Annotated in this window: 13 protein-coding genes; 6 read left to right on the top strand and 7 right to left on the bottom strand. The window is 35.0% G+C overall.

Translation table 11 applies throughout. From position 1 onward, the window contains the following. The first annotated feature begins 517 nt into the window (after positions 1–517). Positions 518–4,840 carry a GEVED domain-containing protein gene (locus HHL23_RS00785; protein WP_169232938.1) on the top strand — a complete coding sequence of 1,441 codons (4,323 nt, stop codon included), beginning with the start codon at positions 518–520 and terminating at the stop codon, positions 4,838–4,840. 255 nt (positions 4,841–5,095) lie between these two features. Continuing rightward, positions 5,096–10,072 (top strand): GEVED domain-containing protein, encoded by a 4,977-nt coding sequence (locus HHL23_RS00780; RefSeq protein WP_169232937.1) that lies wholly within the window; start codon positions 5,096–5,098, stop codon positions 10,070–10,072. A gap of 271 nt (positions 10,073–10,343) precedes the next feature. Here HHL23_RS00780 and HHL23_RS00775 read toward each other — a convergent pair whose 3' ends face one another. The 7 genes from HHL23_RS00775 to HHL23_RS00750 all read right to left on the bottom strand — a co-directional run bounded on the left by HHL23_RS00775 (position 10,344) and on the right by HHL23_RS00750 (position 16,992). Beyond that, on the bottom strand, positions 10,344–12,503 hold the full coding sequence (locus HHL23_RS00775; protein ID WP_169232936.1) for a peptidase domain-containing ABC transporter: 2,160 nt from the start codon (positions 12,501–12,503) through the stop codon (positions 10,344–10,346). After that, positions 12,503–13,585, bottom strand: coding sequence for an HlyD family secretion protein (locus HHL23_RS00770; RefSeq protein ID WP_169232935.1), 1,083 nt, complete (start codon positions 13,583–13,585; stop codon positions 12,503–12,505). The genes HHL23_RS00775 and HHL23_RS00770 overlap by 1 nt, the downstream gene beginning before the upstream one ends. A gap of 10 nt (positions 13,586–13,595) precedes the next feature. Beyond that, on the bottom strand, positions 13,596–14,393 hold the full coding sequence (locus tag HHL23_RS00765) for a CPBP family intramembrane glutamic endopeptidase (protein WP_169232934.1): 798 nt from the start codon (positions 14,391–14,393) through the stop codon (positions 13,596–13,598). Positions 14,394–14,446: 53 nt separating this feature from the next. Next, positions 14,447–14,614 (bottom strand): bacteriocin, encoded by a 168-nt coding sequence (locus HHL23_RS00760; protein ID WP_169232933.1) that lies wholly within the window; start codon positions 14,612–14,614, stop codon positions 14,447–14,449. A gap of 21 nt (positions 14,615–14,635) precedes the next feature. Beyond that, positions 14,636–14,815: a hypothetical protein gene (locus tag HHL23_RS00755; protein ID WP_169232932.1), complete on the bottom strand. Its 180-nt coding sequence runs from the start codon at positions 14,813–14,815 to the stop codon at positions 14,636–14,638. A 19-nt stretch (positions 14,816–14,834) separates the two neighbouring features. Then, entirely contained in the window at positions 14,835–14,963 is a 129-nt protein-coding gene (locus HHL23_RS22705) for a hypothetical protein (RefSeq protein ID WP_262889198.1), read from the bottom strand. Positions 14,964–15,204: 241 nt separating this feature from the next. Beyond that, positions 15,205–16,992: a helix-turn-helix domain-containing protein gene (locus HHL23_RS00750; protein WP_169232931.1), complete on the bottom strand. Its 1,788-nt coding sequence runs from the start codon at positions 16,990–16,992 to the stop codon at positions 15,205–15,207. A 162-nt stretch (positions 16,993–17,154) separates the two neighbouring features. Between HHL23_RS00750 and HHL23_RS00745 the strand changes: the two genes are divergently transcribed. The 4 genes from HHL23_RS00745 to HHL23_RS00730 are packed head-to-tail and all read left to right on the top strand — an operon-like array spanning position 17,155 to position 23,923. Further along, positions 17,155–17,331: a hypothetical protein gene (locus HHL23_RS00745; RefSeq protein ID WP_169232930.1), complete on the top strand. Its 177-nt coding sequence runs from the start codon at positions 17,155–17,157 to the stop codon at positions 17,329–17,331. A 3-nt stretch (positions 17,332–17,334) separates the two neighbouring features. Then, positions 17,335–19,509, top strand: a complete 2,175-nt coding sequence (locus tag HHL23_RS00740; RefSeq protein WP_169232929.1) for a prolyl oligopeptidase family serine peptidase — start codon at positions 17,335–17,337, stop codon at positions 19,507–19,509. A gap of 19 nt (positions 19,510–19,528) precedes the next feature. Next, a complete protein-coding gene (locus HHL23_RS00735) occupies positions 19,529–21,712 on the top strand; it encodes a prolyl oligopeptidase family serine peptidase (protein ID WP_169232928.1) in 2,184 nt (727 codons plus the stop codon). Then, a complete protein-coding gene (locus HHL23_RS00730; protein WP_169232927.1) occupies positions 21,713–23,923 on the top strand; it encodes a lantibiotic dehydratase family protein in 2,211 nt (736 codons plus the stop codon). The last annotated feature ends 1 nt before the right edge of the window (position 23,924 follow it).

Raw genomic sequence — 23,924 nt, 5'->3', positions numbered from 1 at the left:
TAACAAAGTATATCATCATGAATCCTCAGATTTTTATCTGGGGATTTTTTGATGAATATGAAAGCAATAAGTGGAGTAAAAATCAATGTCTCATACTGATACATCATTACAGTCGATGAAAAGGAAGGGATTGGCTAAGGCCCGGGTTTATTGAAAAGTTAGAGTAATTCAAAATAATATAAAATCCTCAGGCTCTCCGGAGGATTTTATGTTTTAATGTATTAAATGTATTATTATTGTGAAATTTTTACAAAAAAATATTTGAATGGATATATTAATAATGAAAAAATTATTAGATTTGTGTAATTATTAAAATATTAGCGTATGAATTAAAAAACTATTCTTTTCAATACAGATTATATGTAAAATGGATGTTTCAAATTAACATTTGAACACCAAAATAGGAAACACTACAATTACTTTATACTATTGTTATCATTAAATTTTAAAAAATATGAGTGGATTTTTACTCTGTAAAATGAGCAGGCCCTTTAGGGTGCTCATAACATTGCTTTGTATGGTCTTCGGACTGTTCACACAAGCACAAACGGTTACAATTGGTGCAGGAACTACTACTCAAAGATATCCTTTGGGTGTGTATTTCGGATATCAAAGAGATGCATCACTTTATACTGCAACGGAAATAAATCTGCCCGCGGGCGGAAATGTACAGTCCGTAGCATGGAATGCAACAGTAGCGACAACTATTGCTACTCCGGTAAAGATTTATTTAAAATCTGTTCCGACTGCAACCAACACGATTACAGCTCAAAACTGGGCTACTGCAACCACGGGTGCTACTTTGGTGTATACCGGTACAATAAATAGTATCCCTACAGGATGGAATACGGTCACGCTGCAAAGTCCTTTTTATTATAATGGGACAGAAAACCTGATGGTATTGGTAGAAGCAGATTATGGTGGAAGCGGAACCGGAACTCTAGCCGGAAATGGCTTTACCTACTCCAGTGCTACATCAAGACATATGTATATTGAAGGTGATAATTCAGCGCCTACAGGTACAGGTACAGTTAATGCCAACAGACCCAACGTTCAGTTGACTTTTGGTGCACCTCCTACATGTTTGCCTCCTTCAGGAGTAACTTTGGGAGCCGTAACACCTACGAGCGCAGGAATCAGCTGGACAGCTCCTTCATCTGTACCAGCAGGAGGATATGATGTGTATTATAGTACATCACCTACAGCTCCAACGGCTGGAACTCCTCCTTCACAAACTGTGACAACAGGAACAAGTGCCACACTTTCTCCATTAACAGCCAATACCAATTATTATGTATGGGTGAGATCAAGATGTAGCGGAACAGATCAGAGTACATGGATAGGACCAGTTACTTTCTTTACAGGGTATTGTGTACCTTCAGGAGGTAGCAGCTCAACTTCGTATTATCTGAAAACGATTACAACAACCGGAGGACTTACGAATTTAAATTATACAGCGAATTCCTACACTGCGTACGTTAATAACTCCGCAACAGTCTTTTCAGGGTTACCTACCAATACGATAACCATGAACTTGAACAGTGGAACCAGCACTTACTATTATTATGTTTGGGTTGACTGGAATAATAATATGAGCTTTAATGACCCGGGCGAAACCATTCTGGCAACGACGACATATACTACAAATGGAACAGCATCAATTGTTATACCTGGAACACAGGCTCCGGGAAATTATAGAGTAAGAACTTCTACATCATTTATTGGTGCCAATACTTCATGTGGGCCTGCAGCATGGGGTAATTTTGTAGACTTTACATTAAATGTTATTGCTCTGCAACCTTGTAGTACTGCGCCACCAGCTAATATTGCAGTTTCAAATATTACACCAACTTCAGCACTTGTAAGCTGGATGCCTTCAATAGGAGCAACTTATGTATTGAGATACAGAGTTTCACCTTCAGGAGCATGGACTACAGTAAATATTACTGCGCCACTATCAAGCAGCTATCCGATACCTGGCCTTACAGAACAGACACAGTATGAAGTTCAGATTGCTACAATCTGTGGAGGTACAACGGGAGCATTCTCTCCAAGTACTAATTTTACAACACCTGCGATTTCGTATTGTACTTCTGGTTCTACAAGTACCACTATTGATGGTTTCATCAGTAAAGTTACTGTTGTTCCGAATGCTGCAATACCAATGATCAGTACTTCAGATTTCAGCAATTATACAGATTATAGTGCAGATCCTGCAAGACAGATTACCTTAGTAAGAGGTCTGCCAAGCAATACTGTTACTATCGAGAAAAGTTGGCCAGGAACCCAATGGTCGTTCGGAACAGGAGTATGGATTGACTTTAACAGAAATGGGATTTTTGAAGCTTCTGAACAGGTTCTGAATTCACCAAGTAATACAACGTCACCTGTTACTGCTATTTTCCCTGTACCTAGTGCTGCCGGGGGAGTATATATGGGAAATCTTACGACACGTATGCGTGTTGCATTAAGAGAAAGTGCTGCTGCTGCTGCTTGTGGAACCTTTACCTGGGGTGAAGTAGAAGATTACGCTGTGAAACTTATCGATCAGCCTGCTTGTACTACAGCGCCACCTACAAACATTACAGTAACAAACCTTACAGCAACTACGGCTACGGTATACTGGCTGGCTGCTGCCAACGCAACCTATACCATCAGATGGAGATTATCTCCTAGTGGAGCTTGGACTACCCAGGTTTTAGCTGCTGGAGTTAACAACTATACAATTCCGGGACTTACTGAACAGACTAAGTATGATGTACAGGTATCTACAACATGTGGAACTTCTACAGGTGCATTTTCCGCAACAGTACAGTTTACAACACCGCCGCTTTCTTATTGCCCAATGACAGGTACAGGAACTAACGAACACATCTCAAATGTAACTGTTACTTCTTCTAACCCTGGTGTACCGGTAATGAGTAATACAACGGTACAGACGAACTATACAAGTTATTCAACGCCTCAAACACTAATTACTCTTGATGCAGGTTCTGCAAATAATAAACTGTCTGTATCAAAAGGATGGACAGGGGCTACGAGTAATGTTGCTGTTTCAGCTTGGATTGACTATAACAGAAACGGAGTTTTTGAACCTTTAGAACAAATCTTAACTTCAGCAGCAAGTTCTGCAACTCCTGTTACTAATAATAGTTTCAGTGTTCCGGCAACTGCTTATACAGGTCCGTTGACAACAACAATGAGAGTTGTGGTGAAACGTACCAGTGCACCGGTATTATGCCAGAATGTAGTAAACGGAGAGGTTGAAGATTACGCTGTAAAAATTAGACCATGTAGTAATGGTACACCAAACCAACCTGGAATCGTTGCAACCCATAATTCTGCGACACTTACTTTCTCAGGAGTTGCCAATACCGTTACTTATCTTGTAAGATACAGACTTCAGGGACCTCCTCCAGGACCATGGGTACAAGTATATGCTTCAGCATTGTTAAATAATATTCCACTTGTATTGACTGGTTTAACGCCGGCTACTACTTATGAAGTTCAGGTTGCTGCTGTGTGTGGAGATGTTCCAGGTGCATTTACAGCAATCAAACCATTTGTAACAAGATGCGACCCTACACCTCCAAATGTTACGGTAAGTAATATTACCACAAACTCTGCATTGATTACATGGGCACCGCTTGCAGCAAGCTCTACGTATACACTAGAATGGAGAAAAGTGGGAACTACGGTTTGGACTCCGGTGAGCAACATCGCGCCTCCTACCAATACTTATTTGTTAACCGGTTTAGATCCGTATACAAAATATGAAGTAAGAGTAGCAAACAAATGCGTTGGAGAAACGACTCTTAACCCGTATTCAAATCCGAAAGTGTTTACTACGGAAAGAACTTGTGAACTTCCTCCTCCAGGATTGACTATTCTTCAACTTTCCCCTACGTGGGCTGAAGTGACTTGGGAAGGATTCCCTGGGGCAACGTATATCCTGAGATATAGAAAAGTAGGTATTCCGAGCTGGACTAACGTTCCTTTAACAACGAATACTTATACTATAACAGGATTATTGGAAGAAACGAAATATGAAATGCAGGTAGTGAACGTTTGTAACGGTACACCGGGTACATACACTCCTCCATACTATTTCACGACACCTACAGTGGTTTATTGCCAGATGGCTTCTCAAAACGCTGTGAACGAACATATCGCTAAAGTGACAGTGGTACCAAACGGAAGACCTAAAATGGAGAATATTTCTGGACCGTCTAGCTATACAAATTATACAGGAGTACCTGATACATTCATAGAAATGGTTCAGGGATCTACTGGAAATAGCATTACGATTGAGAAAAAATGGAACGGAACTAATCATGACGAAGGTATTGCAGTATGGATAGATTTCAACAGAAATGGAAATTTCGATATCGATGAAAGAGTATTTACTTCACCTCCGAATACCACAAGTCCTGTTACAGGAACATTCAGTGTACCGGTGGATGCTTATGTAAGTATGACAAACTACAAGTATGTAGTAATGAGAGTAGCATTGATGAGAGATGGAGTTCCTGTGAACTGTACTAATTTTGCCAACGGTGAAGTAGAAGATTACTCAGTAAGAATCGCTAAACCGGGAGTACCAAACCCTGTTAACCAGACTGACATTCTGATTTACCCTAACCCGGTAAGCACAGTATTGTATGTGAAAAATATCAGCAAAAGAGCGAAATATAAGATCTACAATTCTACAGGACAGGTTATCGGTGACGGTATTCTATTGAACAACCAGATCAATGTAAGCAAACTGATCAACGGAGTTTACGTAATAGATATCGAAGACGAAGGTAAAACAGTTCAAAAGAAATTTATTAAAGAATAATATATAAATTTCAAATATAGAAAGCCCTCAGAAATGAGGGCTTTTTTTTATTATATAAACATATTTTATATTGTTGTGGTATTTTTAATTAATAATTCAATAAACGTTGAATTTTTTTATATAAAATATAAAATATTATTTGTTTTTTTAGTTTCATGGTGTTTTGTTGCTTTATTTTTAATAATTTGTGCGAATAGGTTTTTTTTTAATAAAAAATATATTAGATTTGTGAAATCATTACAAAATATTTAAATTATGAAGAAAATCTCTCTTTCTTTCTTCTTCCTGTGTTTATTTGCGATGATCCATGCCCAATGGATACCCGCAGTGCATCATGGAAAAGAAGCTACTGAAGATTCAAAATCTGACAAGTATTACTCTTTGGACATTTCACAGCTCAAATTGCAGCTAGCCAAAGCAGAAGAATCAGGTAAAAATGCAAAACCTGTGATTATATCCCTTCCTACGACGGATGGAAAAATCGAAAAATTTGCAGTCTACAGCTTTCCTGTTGTAGTAAAAGAGCTCGCAGATCAATATCAGTTGGGCTCTTATGCTGGAGTAGGGATAGATAATCCCTCTAAATATTTAAGATTCAGCTTATCTCCTAATGATTTCCAGTCAATGATCATTCAGGATGGAGGCTATGAATTTATAGAACCGGCCAATGCTGCTAAGACAATCTATAAAGTTCATCCGAAAACAGGAAAAGATAAAAAAGGTTTTGTATGTTCTACTGAGGAAAGTGAAAGTGCAAAATATGATATCGAGACGCTTCAAAAAAAAGGAAAAGCCTTCTTCAATCAGGCTACTGACTTTTCAAAAAATTCAGATAAGAAATTCAGAACATTAAGACTGGCACTCTCAGTCTGCGGAGAATATACCCAATATCATGGAGGTACTGTAGCTGGAGCATTAGCTGCGATGAATGCCACCTTAACAAGAATCAATGGGGTTTATGAAAAAGATTTTGCACTCCATTTAAACCTGCAGAATTATCCGAACTTAATTTATACCAATGCTACTACCGATCCTTATTCCGCAACAGAAAACGGAACAGCTAACGGTATTGTTGGCTGGAATTCTCAGGTGCAGAATGTCATTACCGCAGCAGTAGGTAACGCCAACTATGATATAGGACATTTATTTTCTCCTCCGGGAGCTGGAGGAAATGCAGGGTGTGTGGGTTGTATATGCCGCGATAATATAGTGCCTACATCCAATGATAAAGGATCGGGATGGACATCTCCAGGCGGTAATCCTCCTGTCGGAGATAATTTTGACATTGACTATGTAGCCCATGAAATAGGTCACCAGCTGGGTGGAGTCCACAGCTTTTCATATTCTGCCCCTCAGTTAGGCTCTTCTACAAGTGTGGAGCCGGGTTCAGGATCAAGTATAATGGGATATGCCGGTATTACCGGGCCCACTACCGATGTACAGGCCCATTCAGATCCCTATTTTAATGTAACCAATATCACCCAGATTCAGGCTAATCTGATCAGCAAAACGTGTGATGTTGAAACGGTTATTACCAATACACCTCCGGCAATTACACCACTCACGACCTATAATATTCCAAAAGGAACAGCTTTTGTCCTGACAGCATCTGCTACAGACGCTGAGAGTGATCCCATGACTTTTAACTGGGAGGAGGTAGATATTGCCAATGAGGTGATTAATAATGCTAACTTAGGAAATACAACGACAGGTCCGTCTTTCAGATCTGTGGCTCCGACAGTGAGCCCTACCCGTTATTTTCCCAGACTGTCTTCTGTACTTGCAGGCGTTTTAAACAATGCCAACAACCTGTGGGAAGCCGTATCTACGGTAGCAAGAACCACCAAATTTACTGTTACAGCAAGAGATAACAATCCTGTTGCCAATCAGCAGCAGACCCAATCAGCAACACAGACTATTATTGTAGACAACAACGGTCCTTTTATTGTAAATCCAACAACCATCTACAATAATGGTCCTACCAACGTCACCTGGAATGTGGTTAATACAAACGCAGCACCTTACAATGCGGCTAATGTCAAAATAGATTTTACAACAGATAACGGAACTACATGGAATGTTGTAGCAGCATCGACACCGAATGATGGAAGCCAGGCTGTAGATTTCACTACCTTTCCATTAACAGTAGGAGGGACTGCTAAAATCAGAGTTAGCGCGATCAATAATGTATTCTACGCGATCGGTACTGCTTCAATAGCTACACTTCCAATCTGTACCACCACTGCACCGGGAGGAATCATAGTTTCAGCGATTACCCAGGCGCAGGCAACGGTGACCTGGAATGCGTCATTCAATGCAACCTACATTTTCCAATACCGTGTTGCAGGAACTACAGCATGGACAACAGTGACACCGGCACCCATAACGAATACCGTTACACTTAGCGGTCTGGCAGCAGGGACTCATTATGAATTTCAAATTGCTAATGTATGCGCAGGAACAGCAGGCGCTTTTTCACCGGTTTCAACTTTTGTAACCCTATATTGTGCTGCAACTTCTACGAGTACAGATAATGGATATATTTCCAATGTAACCGTAGCGGCCACAAACTCATATACGATGAGTAACAATTCAGCTGCTGCCAACTATACAGATTATTCTGCTGATATCACAAAATTGATAACACTGGTTCGAGGATCAGCAAATAATAATATTTCTATTTCTAAATCCTGGCCAGCTGCTGCATCAAGCAAAGCGGTAAGTGTCTGGATAGATTTTAACAAAAATGGTACTTTTGAGACTATTGAACGCGTTTTAAATGCTGCCAATAATACAACGACTCCGGTAAATGCGATATTTACGGTCCCTGCTACCGCTTATTCAGGTCCGCTTACAACCCGTATGCGTGTTGTTCTCCGGGATTCTGCTAATCCTGCCGTATGTGGTAGCTTTACCAATGGTGAAGTAGAAGATTATGCAGTAAAGCTAACAGATCAGCCGGCATGTACAAATGCGCCGCCTGCCAATATTACTGTGACGAATCTTACCCCTGCTACTGCCGATGTTTCCTGGATAGCAGCAACGGGATCCACCTATGTATTAAGATACAGAAAAGTAGGAACTACAGCCTGGACTACAGTAGATCCTGTACCTGCTCCCGGAAATAGCTACACCATTCCGAACTTAACAGAACAGACCCAATATGAAGTACAGGTAGCCACAAAATGTAACGGCAGCCAGAGTGCATTCTCACCTTCCATACAATTTACGACTCCTCCGGTTACATACTGCCCGATGACAGGTACCGGAACTAATGATCACATTTCAAATGTAACCATTACGTCTGTAAACCCTGCACTTCCGGTAATGAGTAACACCTCTGTACAGAATAACTATACCAGTTATAATACCCCAGCTACGCTTATTACATTGGAAATAGGGTCTGCAGGTAATCAAATCTCTGTAGCAAAAGGATGGACAGGTGTAACCAGCAGCGATGCGGTTACTGCCTGGATAGACTTCAATAGAAATGGAGTGTTTGAAACAACAGAACAGATCCTTACTTCAGCATCCAATACAACCACTCCTGTTACGGCTAATTTTGCAGTTCCTACAGGAATATATAACGGTCCGTTGACAACAACAATGAGAGTGGTACTGAAACGTTCCAGCGCTCCTGTCATATGTCAAAATGCAGTAAACGGAGAAGTTGAAGACTATACCGTAAGACTAAAACCTTGCAGCACGGTTACGCCAACAAATCCTACCGTTACAGCAATAACGTACAATTCAGCTGTTGTTAACTGGACAGCTGCCACGAATAACCTTACTTACCTGCTTCAATATAGAATACAGGGAACAGCAACATGGACTTCCATATATGTTACTGCGGTACCTCATACATTGAACAATCTGGTTCCTTTTACTACCTATGAAGTACAGATTGCAGCCAACTGCGGAACTTCTACAGGCGCCTTTACACCAATCAAGGCATTTACTACAAAATGTGATCCTACACCTCCGGGTGTTTCGGTGACGAATATCACGACAAACTCTGCACTGGTAACATGGACTCCATTAGTAACAGGCTCTACCTACGTCATGAGATGGAGAAAAGTAGGCACAACAACATGGAATCTTGTTAATCTGCCAGCTCCACCTGCAAGCACCTATTCATTATCCGGTTTAGATCCGTATACAAAATATGAAGTACAGGTTGCCAATCAGTGTACAGGAGAAACTTTACCTAATCCATATTCAAACCCTGTCGTATTTACGACCCTGAGAACATGTGAATTGCCTCCTCCGGGATTAACGATTACCCAGCTTACTCCTACATCAGCTGAAGTGATATGGGAAGGTTTCCCTGGGGCAACGTATATCCTGAGATACAGAAAAGTAGGTATTCCGAGCTGGACCAATGTTCCGGTAGCGAATAATGCTTATACCATAACAGGATTATTAGAAGATACGAAATATGAAATGCAGGTCGTGAATATCTGTAACGGAACACCGGGAACTTATACGCCTCCGTATTATTTCACGACCCCTACAGTGATCTACTGTCAAATGTCTTCAGGGAGCTCTGTGAACGAGCATATTGCCAAAGTTACAGTGACGCCAAACGGAAGACCTAAGATGGAAAATGCTTCCGGACCCTCTACCTATACAGATTATACAGGAGTACCTGATACTTTCATAGAGATGGTTCAGGGATCTACAGGAAATCAGATCACGATTGAGAAGAAATGGAACGGGACCAATCACGATGAAGGGATCGCAGTATGGATAGACTTCAACAGAAACGGATATTTCGATATTGATGAAAGAGTATTTACTTCACCTCCGAATACCACGAGTCCGGTGACAGGAACCTTCAGTGTACCAGCCGATGCTTTTGTAAGTATGACAAGCTATAAGTATGTGGTCATGAGAATTGCATTGATGAGAGATGGAGTTCCGGTGAACTGTACAAGATTTGCCAATGGTGAAGTGGAAGATTACTCAGTAAGAATTTCCAAGCCAGCCATAGCGAATCCAGTTAATCAGACGGATATCATGATTTATCCTAACCCGGTAAGCTCAGTATTGTATGTGAAGAATATCAGCAAAAGAGCGAAATATAAGATCTACAATTCAGCAGCACAGATCATTGGTCAGGGTATTTTACTGAACAACCAGATCAATGTAAGCAAACTGATCAACGGAGTTTATGTCTTAGATATCGAAGACAATGGTAAATCGGTACAGAAGAAATTTATTAAAGAATAATAGATAAATTTTAAATATAGAAAGCCCTCAGGAAATGAGGGCTTTTTTTGTTATTGAAGACTGTGTTGAAGCAGGTAAATTTACCCACATACAAATAGTGCTACTTCTTCATGTAAAGGGACTTTTTGTAAACATGGAGGTTTAAAATATCATTTTTATAAATCTTTAATATATTCTATTCAAAGGATGATCATGACATATTAGCTAAAAATTCCATTATTAATAAAAAGACAGTTAGTATAAAATCAATCATTTTTTTATTTAGTTAAAGTTAATTTAGTTTTGTGCCCTGTTTTTCCCACATAAATTTATAAACAGAGTCTTTGGAGATAAGCTCAAGGTGGCTTCCCTGTTCTATAATCTGTCCTTCTTTCATTACCAGAATAGTATCCGCATTAGCAATAGTGCTCAAGCGATGGGCGATAACGATCATTGTTTTTCCTTGATTCCTAAACTCCTGTAATGTATTTTGAATGACTAGCTCTGATTCTGTATCAAGTGAAGAGGTAGCTTCATCCAGTATTAAAATTTCAGGATTTTTATACAAAGCTCTTGCGATGGCAATTCTTTGTTTCTGTCCACCAGATAATAAAGCCCCGTTTTCACCTAAATATGTTTGAAAACCATTTGGTAATTTTTCAACAAAATTCAGGATTCCGAGTCTTTTAGTAATATCCAAAATGCGCTGGACATCTGGAAAATCTTCTCCCAAAGCTATATTTTCAATGACATTTCCTGAAAACAGATCGATCTGCTGAGGGACTACTGAGACTAAATTTCTTAATGAATAATTAGAAATATAATTAATGTCATAATCTCCAATCATGATTTTGCCTGTCTTTAACGGATACAGATTTTGAATTAAAGAGGCTAATGTAGTTTTTCCACTGCCACTTTCTCCAACAATAGCTGTTGTTTTCCCTTTTTCTATAAGACAGTTGAAATTGGTAAAAACTTCAACCCTGCTTCCGTATGAAAAAGTGACATCTTTAAATTGAATATGATCTATATTTTTTGCTGTTAAATCTATCTTATCAGTTGTTTCCTCTCTTTCCAAATCCATAATCTCAAAAAGACGATCAGCTGCAATTAGGGCATTTTGGATGGTTTTATTCATTCCGATTAATTGTGAAACAGGACTGGTAAAATATCCAATCAAAGCATAAAAAGAAAGAAGTTCCCCAGGTGTTATCTGCCTATCAATAACATATCCTGAACCAACCCATAATAATATAATGGTGAAGATTCGTGATAAGAACTCTGATGAATTTGCTGAAAACAAAGAATTCATTACAGAGGCATAAATCGTTTTCAATAGTTTTGAAAATGCATTGTCTGTTTTATTATTGGCAAAGGTTTCTACTCCAAATTGTTTAATCGTTCTTACAGAAGTGATGGATTCTACCAAATGAGATTCCAGCTCTGCACTATCTTCCATTAACTTTCTTTCTACTTTTTTATTGAGCTTATTAGTGATCCAATACACTAAAAAATAAAATGGAATAACCAAGGCTGTAATTAATGCCAATTTCCAATAATATGTAAACATTAAAGCAAAAGAAAGAATAATAATAAAAATATTTACAAAAATTTGGATTGATACATCATTGATGAATGTTCTTATTTTTACAGCATCATTAACTCTTGATATGATTTCTCCCACCTTCATAGTGTCAAAAAAACGTTGCGGAAGCTTCAATAGGTGTTTGTAATAACCTAAAATAAGATGCTTATCTATTTGCTGTCCTGTTTGCAAAACAAGAATACTTTTCATCGCACCAATAAAGATTTGGAAAAGTAGGATGATAATCATCCCTACTGAAAGTAAGTTAAGGAGACGTTTGTTCCCGTCTATCAAAACGTAATCTGTTATTTTTTCAATGTAAATGGATGTGGAAAGACCTAAAATGGTATAGACTAATGCCCCTAATAATGCTTGGATCAGAATGCTTTTATGAGGCTGAATCAGATTCCAAAATCTCTTATAAAGACTTGTTTTTTCATCTTTTTGTTCAAAGTATTCATTTGGCTCTAAAAGAACTAATACGCCTGTCCATAATTTAGAAAACTCTTCTATAGAATATTCCTCCATTTTACCAATGGCAGGATCCATTGCAGAAATCTTATTTTTCTGCACTTTATATATAACAATATAGTGATGGTATTGTTCTTTTGAAATAATATGCGCTATTGCAGGAAGTGGAATTTCAGGAAGAGCGTCTACTCCTCCTTTTACACCTTTTGCATTGAATCCCATTTTTTCTAGTCCTTGAACCATTCCCAATACATTAGTTCCTCTGGTATCGGTATGGGAGAATTGGCGGATTTTAGCAATAGGTAGCTTCAAACCATAATGTGCTGAAACAGAAGCCAGACATGCAGCACCGCAATCTTTTAGATCATGCTGCTTTATTAATGTATCTTTTTTCATTATTTTAGTTTTGGATTAAACCAATCATCAACCCTATCAAATAATAGCTGCCACAAAGTCCGGTCTATTAAATGAAAACGAGCTGTAAAACTCATTCCTTTTCCTATGTCTCCTTTGTACCCATTTTTCAGTTGTAGGTAATTATTGTCCATCTTACAAAGTACTCTAAAGAAGGCTTCTCCTGTTTGTTGGTTTACTTTAATATTTTTATCTATTTCCTGTACTTTCCCTTTCAACAATCCCCATTGATTATAATTATAAGTGTCAATCTGAAATTTAACATCTTGGCCTGTATGGATAAAGCCTATGTCTTTTGGAGAAACAAGACATTCTGCAACCAAAGATTGGTCAGGAGATATTTCTCCGATGTTTTGACCTTGCACAAGAAAATTACCTTTCTGTATTCCTGAAAAATTAACAAGTCTTCCCGAAACCGGTGCAGTGATGATATAGTTTTTTTGTTCCTGACTGATACGCTGTACTTCAGAACCTAAAGAACGAAGCTGTCTTTCTGTTTCCCTTTTTTGAGCTTGCCATTGAGCTATCTGTTGTTCTCTGACACCGGAAATTTGTTTTTTTAAGCCTTGGTAGTCATAATAATATTTATCGTATTCCGCTTTAGGAATTACCCCTTGATTATACAGGCTGGCAGCTCTGTCATAATCTTTTTGTGCTAAAGAGAGCTGAGTTTGAACTTGTGCCATTTTTTCCTGCATGGCGGACACTTCTTTTTGGTATTGTCCGGTCTGTAAACCAATAAAATTCCCAAGGGAGATTTTTTGTAAATCCGAAAGCTGTGCATTGTAATCTTGACTTTGATTGTTTTGTAAATTCTTTTGTGTGTCCAGTTGTTCAGCTGTTACAACAAGTAAGGTGTCGCCTTGTTTTATCTCCTGATTATTCTTTCCTAACCTGCTTTGTATTATTTTTCCTGAGACAACTGCAGAAATTTGTGTATTCTCCTGTATAGATCGTATTGTTCCTCTAGAAGAGGAGGAGATAGGAACAGAAATAATCGGTAAAGTGCATAGAGAGGTAATTATAAGAATTAAAATTCCTATATAGATTATGTTTTTTAACATTATTTTTAAGTTATTTTGAAAAAACAGTAGATCTAATTAAAACAAAACAGAAAATTGAAAATATTATAGTAGTTAATATAGAACCTTCAAAACCAAAATCAACACCTGTTAAAAATTTATTATTTGATATAAAATTATAATTAGCTATACTATATATTTTCAATCCACTTATGTTACTGCCATAGATACAACCAATTAAAAAATTCCACAAAAAATGGACAATAGTAGATATTATAATAGAATTAGTTTTGACATATACTAAGCTTAAAAATATACCTGCAATAAAAATATTTATCAACCCAATAATATTAAAGTTTGGATTAAATAAATGAAAGGAGCTGAATATTAATGATGTTAAAATAATATTTTTAAATGAAAGTTCATCCTTTAATATACTATATGGAATAAATCTAAAAAATATTTCTTCCATAAATGCGGATAATAATAGGAGTAAAAAAAATATAACAATATTCAAGTAATCGATATTCTCAATTAAGCTTATATTAATTAAATTAAAATAATTTAATATAAAACTAATAGCTGTTGGAATAAATACTCCTAATGAGATAATTTTCAAGTTTTTAAAATTCCAAAATTTTAAAAATAAGTTGGTTCTAAAATCTTTTATCAAATCTAATTTATAAAGAAAATATATCCCACAAATTAATTCTGGGAAAAATGAGGAGATCCATAAATTAACAGTTAATTCTTTTTTAGAAAAGTCTTTAAAAGCTATAAAGAAAAATGGTATAGAAATAATAAATTGCAAAAAAAATATTTTTACAAATAATGGGATTATTTTATTCATAAGGAAAATTAATTAAAGCATGAGTATAGTTAAATACTCATGCTTATTATTATTTATTGCATCATCGCATGCCCTCCTGGTACACCATGCTGATTTAAATAATGTTCGTGTTCTCCAGCTACTACTAAAGCTCCAACTACACATCCAATAAGATACCCTATAAATGTACCTCCTTCTACTTGTGTTAACTCTTCTTGAGTTAATTCTTTTAATTTTTCCATTTTAATAAAAATTTTATATAATTATTTTGATCCGTGATATGAACCATGAACTGCATTATAACCTGCTTGCATGTCTTTTGGGTCGTGTGTAGCTTCCCAAGCTATTTCCGCAATAGCTAATAATAATCCTAACCATCCACCTTCTGTAGATTGTTGTTCGATAGAAGTCAATTCTTCTACTTTTAAATTTTTTAAATTCATTTTTTTTTGTTTTTAATAATTAAGGATTTTGATTTCCAACCCCATTTGTATAAATTACATTTCCGAGAATTACAATTGCTTTAGGCTCTTCTCCAAAACCTCCTTCAATCTTTCTAAGATCTTCTGTATCTAAAGTTTTTAAATTCATTTTAGATTTTTTAAATTAATAATTATGCTTTTTGTCATACAATCCCTGACATGGGGGGCTGATCAGCGGGTATTTTTATTTTTTATACTGTACACATACAAAAAATAAAATCTTTGTGTTTTTACCTGAAGCAAACATACAGAAGATGGTGACATGAAAAAAGTAAATGAAGTCTAGATTTATAAATCTATGGCTATAAATTTATAAAAATATAGTACTTATAGTGTTGATAGTGTATTGCTTATGGATTAATTGAAGATTGATGTGTTTTTTCAATTTCTTTAATGTAAATAGAAAGAGTAGTACCCGTTTTTTTCTTAAATGCCAGAGAAAATGCCTGATCATTATTGTATCCTAATTCTTCTGAAATCACAGATAATTTGTAGGAACGGAACTTTTTATCTTTTATCAGCCTGTTTAGTGCATAATCTATACGAAGATCATTGAGATAAGCTGCAAAGTTTTTCCCTTTCTGGGTATTGATGACCTCTGATAGATACGTAGTATTGGTTTTTATACTTTTTGCTAAGCTGGAAGATGTAATACCTTTCTTTAAAAAAAGCTCTTTAGCTTCAAAAACTTCCAGTTCTTTTAAAATGAGTTGCGTGATATCCTCTGAAGTTATTTTGGATGTTTTATCTTCTGTTGCCTTATCCTCCTCTGTTTCTATTTGTACAATAGCAGGAGATGGACTTGTAATTAATTGAGCTACCGGAGGCGTTTCAAGATTTTTCATCTCAATGGAATTGATGAGGTCCTGCGCAATTTTTCTATGCTGCTTCTCTGTTTTCTTAGATCTGTAATATAAGAATGAGAGTAGCAGAAGTATTATCAATAGAAAACCAACAGATACATTTAGAATTGTTTTTCTGTTCTTTAACTCATTGATAATGCTTTCTTTTTCCTGCAAAAGATTGGGCGTATCATATTTCTTAGGAAGCTCTGTGGATAAATATTGGAACTGTTCATCGAGCTTTTTATCTACTTTTAAAAACCGATCAATATAATAAAGTTGTTTTTTTGTGTTATTTTTTTCTTTGTAATAGTCTATGAGATAGGTATATGCCTCACGAAGTTCAGGAAATGTAATGTCGTATTTTTGCACATTGGAGTCTAACTGAATATAGGTTTCTACAACCTTTTCTTTATTCTTTTCTCCTTCATAAGCTTTACCTAAGTTATAAAGGGCATAATTAGCACTAGTGTTTTCCTTGGAATTAGTAAAATAAATATAAGCATCTGACAGCTTTCTAATAGCCGTTTTATATTCTTTTAATTTGAGATTATAAGTTCCAGACAAATAAGAATATAAGTTAGGATTGTATTTGTTTTTACCGATGAGAGCAGATTCTTGACCTTCTTTAATTAAAAAATCGGCAGAATCTAATTTGTTAATCTCAAGATAACAGCTTATAAGGGCTATGCGTATTTGGTTATGCTGATAATCATCTGTTATGTTATTTCCACGATAGAGATAATATCTAAAGATTTTTGCGGCCTCTAAATTTTTGCCTATATAGCTATTGATGTAAGCAATATTCATATTAGCATAAGCAGTCAGTTTTTGATTTTTCTGTTTCTTAGCATACTGCAAACCTAAAATATAATTGTCTAATGCGGCTTTTAAATTGTCATATTTATAATATAAATTCCCTTTCATTAAATAAGTTTGAGAGGGATATATGGTTCCTTTTAAATTTTTTGTAACTAAAGCTACACTATCTAAATATTTGAAAGCATTAGAATAGTTTTCGTTAAAATGGATAAGGATGTAGCCATCTGCAATTTGAAGATTGTTTTTTTCGTTTTTTGCTTTTTGTAGATAAAAGTGAGCTATACTTTTAGATTGTTCAATTTTATTATTATCATAATAATTGTAAAAATTATTTTTCAACTCTTCATATTTGAGTTTTTTTAAATTACCAGATACTTGACTCTGTGCACATAATAAATTGGTAAGAAATAAAAAGAGGGATATAAATTTCATCATTTTGTAAATACAATACAAATTTACATTTTTCTTAATCAAAAAATGATAAAATAAAAATATAGCGTAGATGCTTACAAGATATTGGAAAACAGTAATTTGAAAATATAATTAGATACCATAGATTTATAAATCTATAGTGTGTTTTCATTGTTAATTTGAAAAATATCCTTTTATTTGCATGAAATATTAAAATAATTTATGATGAAAAAAACAATCAAACAAGAAAAAAAATTATCGTTGAAAAAAGTGCAAATCATGAAAATTAGCGAAATGAAAGCAATTAATGGTGGGAATGATCAATTAATGAATATCAATGGAGGTGATGAACCTCCAACATTAATACCTCAGAATAATAATACCACATCAGTGAGACGTTAAAAAATGGAGAAATCAATATTTATCATTGTTTGTGTTTTATATATATTCACTGTAAATGCTCAAAAAAGCAATCCAGCACCATCTGTTCCTGTAACAGATAAATATTTTGGGACTACAATAGTAGATGAGTATAGAAACCTAGAGAATTTAGAGAGTCCTTCAACAAAGAAATGGATGGAGACTCAAACAGATTATACAAATTCAATTCTTAATCAAATTCCTAAAAGAAAATTTTATTTAGAGAAAAGGCTGGAGTTTGATAAAAGGCAGGGGTATTCTGTATCAAATATAAATATAACTAATAATGATAAATATTTTTATTTAAAAAAAAGCGGTAATGAACAAGCTGCGAAGCTTTATTATCGTGAAGGATTTTTAGGAAAAGAAGAATTGCTTTATGACCCTGTCAATTATAAAAGTAACGAACAGAATCATGAATTTGTAATTAATTACATTAGCCCAGACTTAGTTGGGGATAAAGTTGCCATTGCGATGGCTGAAAAAGGGAAAGAACTGGCAGAGGTAATTATTATGGATGTGCAGAACAAATATGTTCATCCTGAAGTGATTACCAATACAATGCCGGCGAATATAGGAGGTATAAAGTGGGTGGATGATAATTCAGGATTTTTCTATACTTATTTTCCAATCAATGATCCCAAATCTCAAAATTTCTATAAAAACACACAGGCTATTTTATACAAAATAGGGACACCTCCGAATGAATTAACAGATGTTTTTTCTGCTAAAAATAATCCTGAACTAAAAATAGATGAAAAAAAATCTCCTATTATCTTAGATTCTAATGATAAATATTACGTAGGAATGTTGCTTGATAATAGCTATTACAGGCAAACATTTATAATTCCTAAACAAGATTTATTAGAGGGTAAAAAAACATGGAAGTCTCTCTATACTAAAGAAGATAAAGTAAGATCCTTACAACTTATAGATAATGATCTGTATTTTTTATCTCAATATAATACTCAAAATTATACGCTTTGCAAAACCAGTATAACAGTTCCAGATTTTATAAACCCTGAAATTCTTATCCCAGAAAGAAATGATGAGGTTATAGGACAATATAGATTCACTAAAGATGGTATTTATTACACTACCACAAAAAACGGAGTGGAAGCAAAATTATACTTATATAAAGACGGGAAAAATATTCCAATTAAGCTTCCCTATCCATCAGGGAATATAAATTTACAGGCAAAAGGAAAAGATTTTTCAGATATATGGGTAAGCTGCTCGGGATGGGCAAATGAGGAACAGCATTTTAAGTATGACCTAAAAACAAATTCTTTTTTTGCTCAAAATATTACTCCTATTACCGAATATCCTGAGTTTACAGATATTGTAGTTGAGGAAATTACTGTAAAAGCAAGAGATGGTGAAGAGATACCATTATCCCTTATATATAATAAAAATATTAAAAGGGATAGTAAAAATCCGGTATTAATAGATGCTTATGGAGCATATGGAATATCTCGGAACCCATTTTTTGCGAGAATTTATTTATTATGGGTAAAAGAAGGCGGCGTTTTTGCCACTGCCCACGTGAGAGGAGGTGGAGAAAAAGGAGAAAAATGGCGTTTGGGAGGATATAAAGAAACTAAACCCAATACTTGGAGAGATTTAATAGACTGTACAGAGTATTTAATTAATGAAAAGTATACCTCAAAGGATAAAGTAGCAATTTGGGGAACTAGTGCAGGAGGGATTACAGTAGGAAGAGCATTAACAGAAAGACCAGATTTGTTCAAAGCTGCAATTTTAGAAGTACCAACAACTAATACATTAAGAGATGTGCTTGCTATTGGTAGTAATGCAGATGAATATGGAGCATTGAAAGATCCTGAAGAGTTTAAAGCTTTACTGGAAATGGATGCTTACCACCATATCAAAAAAGGAGTAAAATACCCAGCAACATTTATAACAGGAGGAATAAACGACCCAAGAGTTATTGCTTGGGAACCTGTAAAATTTGCGGCTAAACTACAATCGAATAATACATCAAAAAATCCAGTATTACTTCAAATAGATTATGAGGGAGGGCATGGGAACAATACTACTGATTTTCATGGGCATTCAAATCTTTCAGACATTTTCGCCTTTGCATTTTGGCAATTAGGTCATCCTGATTACCAGCCCAAAGAGGAAATTAAAAAATAGTTTTCCCATTTTATAACCTATGAAAAAAACACATTTTATTCTTCTGATTAATTTTGTTTTCTGCAACTTTATCAATGCTCAAAAAACAAATTTAGCACTTTCAAAACCTACTACTGATGAATATTTTGGAACTAAAATATTGGATGAGTACAGAAATCTGGAAGATTTAGAAAATCCTCAGACGATCAATTGGATGAAGTCGCAGACTGCTTATACAAATTCTGTTCTTAATCTAATTTCTAAAAGAAACTATTATGTAGAAAAAAGATTAGAGTTTGATAAAAGGAGAGGCTATTCTATATCTGAATTGAAAATAACTAATAATGATAAATATTTTTATCTAAAAAGGAATGCTGATGAAAAAATAGCAAAACTATATTATAGAGAAAGAGATTCAGGGAAAGAAGAATTACTTTATGATCCTATCAATTACAAAAATTCAGAACCTAATCATGAATTTGTAATCAATTATATTAGCCCTAGTTGGGATGGTGGTAAAATTGCTGTTTCAATGGCAGAGAAGGGAGCAGAGCTTTCAGATTTGATTATCATCGATGTGAAAAAAAAACAAGTTTATCCTGAATTTATTGCAAATACAGCGCCCGCTACTTTGGATGGGATAAAATGGCTAGATGATAATAGTGGTTTTATTTATGTCGCTTTTTCAACAATTGATCCAAAATCTATAGATTTTTATAAAAATACCCAGACTGTTTTATATAAGTTAGGAACAGATCCCAAAAAATTAATTGACGTTTTTTCTGCCAAAAATAATCCAGATTTAAAAATTACTGCAGACCAGTTTCCTATGATTTTGGAGTATAATATTGAGGATCAGTATTATAAAGGAATGCTGGTGGACTTTCAACCTTACAGAAAGACATTTATAATAAGTAAAAAAGATCTGTTAGCCGGTAAGAAAAATTGGAAACCGTTTTCCGAATCAAATGATAAAGCTAAAAATTTAGATTTTTGGAATGATAAGGTTATTTTTCAATCATCCTATAATTCATCTCTTAATAAATTATGTAAAACCAGCATTGATAATCCAGATTTTAAAAATGCTGAGGTTTTAATTCCTGAAAAAAAAGATGAAATTATAAAAGGTTATAAAATTACGAAAGACGGCATCTATTATACTACCACTAAAAACGGCGTAGAGGCTAAATTATATTTATATAAAAATGGGGAAGATATTCCTATCGGACTTCCATATCCATCAGGAAATATTGACTTACAATCTAAAGGACAAGATTTCCCGGATATCTGGATGACATGTTCAGGATGGGCAAATGATGAACAGCGTTTTAGATATGATGCTAAAACCAATACTTTCAAGCCGGAAAATCTTGTACCAATTATAGAATACCCTGAATTCAAAGATATAGTAGCAAAAGAGATAACTGTAAAAGCCAGAGATGGCGAAGAAATCCCATTATCTTTGATTTATAATAAAAACTTAGTTAAAAATGGTAAATCTCCAATGTTAATAGAAGCTTATGGCTCTTATGGAGTAGTTGACAGTCCTGCTTTTGCTAAAAGTTATTTATTATGGGTAAGTCAAGGAGGTATAATGGCAATTGCTCATGTCAGAGGAGGGGGAGAAAAAGGAGAACGGTGGCGTTTGGGAGGATATAAAGAGACAAAGTCTAACACTTGGAGAGATTTAATAGATTGTACAGAATACCTTGTAAAAGAAAAATATACTTCAAAAGAGAAAATAGCGATTTGGGGAGGTAGTGCAGGAGGAATTACAGTGGGTAGAGCAATGACCGAAAGACCGGATCTTTTTAAAGCTGTTATTGCAGAAGTGGGATCTCTAAATATGCTTAGGGAAGAAGTAACTTCTAATGGGCAACCGCAAGAATTTGGAAGTGTAAAAGATCCAAAAGAATTTAAAGCCTTATTAGAAATGGATGCTTATCATCACATTAAAAAAGGAGTGAAGTATCCTGCAACTTTGATCACAGCAGGAATAAATGATCAGAGAGTTTCCCCATGGATGCCTGCAAAATTTGCAGCAAAATTAATGGCTGATGATGCCTCCGACAACGCAATATTACTAAAAATAGATTTTGAGGGAGGGCATGGAGCTAATATTCCTGTGGCCCAGCAATATGCCGGTATAGGAGATATCTTTGCATTTGCCTTCTGGCAATTGGGGCATCCTGATTACCAACCAAAAGAAAATACAAAAAAATAGATGTCTCGTTTTCCTTACCAATTTTTTAATGAGTATGTTGTGCGTACTCCCATATTTTCTTGCAAAAATTTTGTAGAAAGATTTAATAAAAAAGAAATTTCGGATAGCGAATTAAAAGAAATTACGGGGAGTTCTATTTTTAAGGAAGCCATTTACTTAGCTTCGCCATACTTATATGAAGAATTGGCTAAATGGGTAAATTCCGAAAAAAAGTTTTTACCAAAAGACGATCAAAAACTAAAAAATACCATATTAAAATACTATAGCCGAATGAGTACCCGTTGTACACCATTCGGCTTATTTTCTTGTGTTAGTTTAGGGGAATTTGGTGAAGGGGTAATAAATAGGGAATCTGCGAGTCATCCGGATCAGACAAAAGATGGACAGTTAGTTAGAGATACCAAATTGGATATGTATTTTCTTGTTTCCCTGGCTCAGCATTTTATACAATTACCTGAAATAAGAAATAGGTTGTTGCTATTTCCAAACAATAGTATTTACAGGATAGGAAACAAAATCCGTTATGTGGAATATCAATATACTGGTGGGAAAAGAGATTATGTTATTTCATCGGTACCTCTGTCTGCAGAATTAGAGCAAGTGCTTGAACTGTCAAAAGAAGGTAAAACACTGCAACAGCTAGCAGAAACCCTTATTAATCATGAAATAACCCAAGAAGAATCTTTGGAATTTATTAATGAGCTGATAGATAATCAGGTTCTTGTAAGTGAATTAGAGCCGAATGTATCCGGAAAAGATTTTTTAGACATCCTTATTTTTATTCTGGAAAAAATAGAGGAATATAAAGAGTTGAATATTCTAATTTCTGTAAAGAATAAATTAACTGAATTGGATCAAAACATTGGAAATCCAGTTTTAAAATATACTCAAACAGAAGAATTAATTAAATCTTTTGGTGCTGAGTATGAAAAAAAATATCTTTTTCAGACCGATTTGTATTCGGAAAGACAATTTGTTTTACCCAATCATTGGAAAAAAGAGGTAAAAAAAGGAGTTGTCTTTTTAAATAAACTAAACCGGAACAAAAAAAATAATTACTTAGAAAAATTCAAAAAAGCATTTAACGAAAGATTTGAAACACAAGAAGTGCCTTTAGTGTATGTTCTTGATGCAGAAGTTGGAATTGGCTATAAGCAAGATAATGCAGCAAAAGGACTTCATCCCTATTTGGAAGATTTGCAGCTATCAACTTCCAAAAAAGATGAGAATTTGCATATTAAACTTACTCCGGTTCATGCAATTCTTAATGAAAAATTACAAAATGCTTTACTGGAAGACGCGTATAAAATAGAATTGTTGGACGACGATTTCAAATATTTTGAAGAAAATTGGGATGATTTACCTGACACTATTTCTTTTTTAACAGAGATTATTTCGGATAATAATCGCGAAAAGCTATTCTTAAATACCAGTACAGGAAGCAGCGCAGCGAATCTGCTGGGAAGATTTTGTTCGGAAAGGTCAGAGCTGCAAACCCTTTCAAAAGCAATTGCAAAAAAAGAGCAGGAATTAAATTCTGATTATATTTTGGCAGAAATCGTTCATTTACCCGAAGCAAGAATCGGAAATTTGATCAGAAGGCCAACCTTAAGACAATATGAAATCCCTTATTTGTCCCAATCTGTACTACCAAAAGAAAAACAAATACCGGTAGATGATTTATATATTTCTTTGAAAAATGAAAGAATTGTTTTACGTTCCAAAAAGCTGAATAAAGAAATAAGACCTTATTTAACAAATGCCCATAATTATTCCGGTAACACTTTACCTATGTATCACTTCCTCTCTGATCTTTATTCTCAGGATATACGAAAAGGATTATATTTTACATGGGGAGGATTAGAACATATTTATAAATTTTTACCAAGAGTAGAGTATGGGAATATTATACTGTCAAAAGCCCAATGGAAGATAGCGGAAAAAGATATTATTTCTTTTGATTTACTGGATAGAGAACATTTTCTGATCCAGCTTGAAAATTGGAGAATTAAGAGGAAAATTCCATCATGGATTCAATGGGTAAATTTTGATAATACTTTAACAATGAATCTGGAAAATTATGATATGGCAAAACTTTTTATCGAAACCATAAAGCTAAAAAAATCTATTATCATTGAAGAATTTTTATGCAACGAAAATGATGATTATAAGCATGAGTTTATCTTTCCAATGTATAAAAACAGGAAATAGG

The organism is Chryseobacterium antibioticum, from assembly GCF_012927325.1.
In the GTDB taxonomy this organism is placed as follows: domain Bacteria; phylum Bacteroidota; class Bacteroidia; order Flavobacteriales; family Weeksellaceae; genus Chryseobacterium; species Chryseobacterium antibioticum.
This window is presented reverse-complemented; position numbering and strand designations above follow the sequence as displayed.

Excerpts from the sequence above, each read along its gene's own strand:
- HHL23_RS00780 (WP_169232937.1), top strand. The coding sequence starts at position 5,096 with ATGAAGAAAATCTCTCTTTCTTTCTTCTTCCTGTGTTTATTTGCGATG.
- HHL23_RS00730 (WP_169232927.1), top strand. The coding sequence starts at position 21,713 with ATGTCTCGTTTTCCTTACCAATTTTTTAATGAGTATGTTGTGCGTACT.
- HHL23_RS00770 (WP_169232935.1), bottom strand. The coding sequence starts at position 13,585 with ATGTTAAAAAACATAATCTATATAGGAATTTTAATTCTTATAATTACC.
- HHL23_RS22705 (WP_262889198.1), bottom strand. The coding sequence starts at position 14,963 with ATGAATTTAAAAACTTTAGATACAGAAGATCTTAGAAAGATTGAAGGA.
- HHL23_RS00760 (WP_169232933.1), bottom strand. The coding sequence starts at position 14,614 with ATGGAAAAATTAAAAGAATTAACTCAAGAAGAGTTAACACAAGTAGAA.
- HHL23_RS00755 (WP_169232932.1), bottom strand. The coding sequence starts at position 14,815 with ATGAATTTAAAAAATTTAAAAGTAGAAGAATTGACTTCTATCGAACAA.
- HHL23_RS00785 (WP_169232938.1), top strand. The coding sequence starts at position 518 with ATGGTCTTCGGACTGTTCACACAAGCACAAACGGTTACAATTGGTGCA.
- HHL23_RS00745 (WP_169232930.1), top strand. The coding sequence starts at position 17,155 with ATGAAAAAAACAATCAAACAAGAAAAAAAATTATCGTTGAAAAAAGTG.
- HHL23_RS00735 (WP_169232928.1), top strand. The coding sequence starts at position 19,529 with ATGAAAAAAACACATTTTATTCTTCTGATTAATTTTGTTTTCTGCAAC.
- HHL23_RS00775 (WP_169232936.1), bottom strand. The coding sequence starts at position 12,503 with ATGAAAAAAGATACATTAATAAAGCAGCATGATCTAAAAGATTGCGGT.
- HHL23_RS00740 (WP_169232929.1), top strand. The coding sequence starts at position 17,335 with ATGGAGAAATCAATATTTATCATTGTTTGTGTTTTATATATATTCACT.
- HHL23_RS00765 (WP_169232934.1), bottom strand. The coding sequence starts at position 14,393 with ATGAATAAAATAATCCCATTATTTGTAAAAATATTTTTTTTGCAATTT.